The 3,661-nt window shown below is 65.7% G+C and carries 1 protein-coding gene and 1 pseudogene; one reads left to right on the plus strand and one right to left on the minus strand.

Annotation, left to right across the window (positions count from 1 at the left end; translation table 11 throughout):
* Nucleotides 1–1,134: pseudogene (locus tag VIR09_RS15745) on the plus strand (conjugal transfer nickase/helicase domain-containing protein); the annotation flags it as partial.
* 79 nt (nucleotides 1,135–1,213) lie between these two features.
* Here VIR09_RS15745 and VIR09_RS15750 read toward each other — a convergent pair.
* A partial coding sequence (locus VIR09_RS15750; RefSeq protein WP_332013718.1) for an excinuclease ABC subunit UvrA occupies nucleotides 1,214–3,661 on the minus strand: 2,448 nt, incomplete at its 5' end.

Consider the following 3,661-nt stretch of genomic DNA (forward strand, 5'->3'; position numbering starts at 1 on the left):
GGCGGCGATCCCGCGCGCGCCATGGCCGCGCCCAGGCACGCGCTGCAACGCAAGCTGCTGGACGGGCTGCGCTTCCTGCTCAAGGAACAGTTGAAGCTGAATCAGCCGGAAGCCTCCGATGGCTGGCTCACTGAGGATGGGCTGTGGCTGGTGAGCAAGACGGTCTCGGACAAGCTGCGCGCGCACCTGCTGTCTCAGGGGATCGATGGCATTCCTGCGAACAACACCGCCGTCTTCAACGTGCTGCAGGACCACGGCATGCTCCAGCCCACCTCAGACGGCAAGGCGGTCTGGCGCGCGACCGTGACCAGTGCAACCGGCTGGTCCTACTCGTTCACCCTGTTGCGCCTCGCGCCCGCGCTGATCTGGAAATCCGGCGAGCGGCCAGCGCTTTTCGCAGGCACGGTGGCGATCGACACGACGCCAGCGGAAACCAACGGCAGTGCACCAGGCACACCGCCCGCGGTCGTGGGGCAGCCGGCACCCGAAGGTCAGGAGACTCCCCCTTGGGAATGCCCTCGCAGCGATACCGCCTTGCCGACTGCGGCCCCGCCCGTGCCCGACGTCATGGAGGACATGCTGGCGATGGTTGGATTGGATGGCACGGCCGACATGGGGAAGGGTGAAGAGCCAGTGGAGAAAGTCCCTGCCCAGCCTGACGTTCCTGCCCCAACCACAGCCGCAGCGTCTCCCTTGCCACTTACCCCTGCGCCTGGACCTGCATCAACTCCAACAGTCGCCATACCATCCGGGGAGCATTTCATGACGTGGCTGCAACAGGGAGTCGCCGCGCGGCGACTCATCATCAACGACGCCAAGGCGCTCGTGCATACGGTGAGCGACACCGCCTACCTGGTCAGTCCCAGCGTGTTCCAGCGCTATGCGTAGGAACATCCCCAGGTGGATGCGCTGGTCAGGCAGGACAAGCAACCGGATTGGCAGTGGGTGCAAAAGCGCTTTTAGAAACTGCAGCTATACCGCAAGCACCCAAATGGCCTGAACATTTGGACCTGTGAAGTCACGGGCCCGAGGAAGTCCCGCCGACTGCATGGCTACCTCCTCGAAAATAGGTCCTTGGTATTCGCCGAAATACCGCCCAACAATCCCTATCTTGCTCTGACTCAGGAAGGGTGACGCGACTCGGGCAGCGACCGTCACCACCGTGTGGCGACGATCAATGCCCCGCGAAGCTGGCAACATTTGGCGAACTAAGCTACTCGGCCCGCGCCAACTCCCGTGCAAGGAACGGAGCGGTTCGGCTGCCAGACTTTCGGGCCACCTGCTGAGGGGAACCCGCCACCACGATGCTGCCGCCGGCAGCGCCCGCGCCTGGCCCTACGTCGATCACCCAGTCGGCCTGGGCCACCGCACGCATGTCGTGCTCGATCATCACTACGGTATTGCCGGCATCGACCAGGCGCTGCAACTGCACCAGCAGCCGGTCGGCATCCGACGCATGCAGCCCGGTGGTCGGCTCGTCGAGGACGTACAGGCTTCGGCCGCGCTGGCTGCGCTGAAGCTCGGTCGCCAGCTTGATGCGCTGCGCCTCGCCACCGGAAAGCTCAGTGGCCGGTTGCCCCAGGCGCAGATAGCCCAGTCCGATGTCGCGCAGCAGTTGCAGGGGCCTTGCCACCGCGTCTTCACCCGCGAAGAATTCGCTGGCCTCGTCCACGGTCATCTGCAGCACCTCGGCGATGTTGCGCCCGTTCCACTGCACCTTCAGCGTGGCCTCGTTGTAGCGCGCGCCATGGCAGGTCGGGCACGGCGCGTACACGCTAGGCATGAACAGCAGTTCCACGCTAACGAAACCTTCGCCCTCGCAAGTCTCGCAGCGCCCCTTGGCGACGTTGAACGAGAACCGTCCGGCATCATAGCGGCGGCGTCGAGCATCGGGCGTGGCGGCGAACAGCTTGCGCACATGGTCGAACAGACCCGTGTAGGTAGCCAGGTTCGACCGCGGCGTGCGCCCGATCGGCTTCTGGTCAACCTGCACCAGGCGCTGTATGGCGTCCACGTCGCCCGCCAGATGGCCGCCGGTCGCTTCGACCACTGCCGGCCCTTCGCTGGTGGCGCTTTCGGCGGCATCGTCTTCAGGCTCGTGGCCCAGGTGCAGCAGCATCAATTCCGGCAGGGCCTGCGCGATGAGGCTGGATTTGCCGGAGCCAGAGATGCCGGTAACGGCTGTCAGCACGCCCAGCGGAATGCGCGCATCCACGCCATGCAGGTTATGGCGGTGGATGCCCTGCAGCTCCAACCAGCCGGTCGCTTCGCGTGCTCGGCTTCCGGGTGCGGGAATTTCGTCAAACAGGTAACGTGCAGTACGCGATTCGGCAATCTTGCGCAGGCCATCCGGCTCGCCGCTGTAGAGCACGCGGCCGCCACGCTCCCCGGCATCCGGCCCGACATCCACGAGCCATTGCGCGCGGCGCATCAGGTCCAGGTCGTGCTCCACCACAAACACCGAGTTGCCCGCGTCGCGCAGCCGGTCGAGTGCATCGTACAGGGCCTGGCTGTCGGAGGGATGCAGGCCCGCCGAGGGTTCGTCAAGTACGTACACGACGCCGAACAGCAGGGAACTTAATTGCGTGGCCAACCGCAAGCGTTGCAACTCGCCGGCCGAAAGCGTCGGCGTGGCCCGGTCCAGCGTCAGGTAGCCCAGGCCTAGCTCGCGCAGTTGGCGCAGGCGCGCCATCACACCTCCAGCCAGGCGCTGTGCGGCGAGGCGCTTTTCTTCCGACAGCGCGGAGGTACGGCGCACGTCGGGCGATACCGCATGGACCGCACGGCCGGTGGCAGCGCGTTCGGCACGCTCGCGCCGGGTCGCTTCCTTGTCCGTAGCCGCACCCGCTGCATGGGCGCGGAAATCGCCCTGTGCGATGGGTTCGAGCAATGCCGCCAAGTGGTCCAGCGGCATCTGCATAAACGCGCCGATGTCCACCCCAGCGAAGGTGACCGACAGCGCTTCGGGCTTGAGCCTCTTGCCGTGGCAGGTGGGGCACGGCTTGCCCTCCATGAACCGGGATACGCGCTTTCTCATCAGCGCGCTCTGGGTATTGGCGAAGGTGTGCAACACATACCGCCGGGCGCCGGTGAAGGTGCCCATGTAGCTCGGCTCCATCTTGCGTTTGAGCGCGGTGCGGGTTTCGGCAGGCGTGAAACCGGCGTACACCGGCACCGTTGGTGTTTCCTCGGTGAACAGAATCCACTCGCGATCCTTTTTCGGCAGGTCCTTCCACGGCCGGTCAACGTCGTAGCCCATGCTGACCAGGATGTCGCGCAGGTTCTGGCCCTGCCAGGCGGGTGGCCAGGAAGCAATCGCCCGCTCACGGATGCTCAGGGAGGGGTCGGGCACCATGTTCGCCTCGGTCACCTCGTACACATGACCCAAGCCGTGGCAGGTCGGGCACGCCCCCTGCGGCGTGTTCGGCGAAAAATCCTCGGCGTACAGCATCGGCTGGTTGGCGGGATAGGCGCCGGCGCGCGAATACATCATCCGCACCAGGCTGGACAGGGTGGTCACACTGCCCACGGAGGAACGCGCATTGCTGGACCCCCGCTGCTGCTGCAGCGCCACCGCTGGTGGCAGGCCGTCGATCGCATCTACGTCCGGCACGCCCGCCTGGTCGATCAGGCGCCGTGCATAGGGGGCCACCGACTCAAA

The sequence above is a fragment of the Achromobacter sp. genome (assembly GCF_036567245.1).
Lineage (GTDB): Bacteria > Pseudomonadota > Gammaproteobacteria > Burkholderiales > Burkholderiaceae_B > Achromobacter.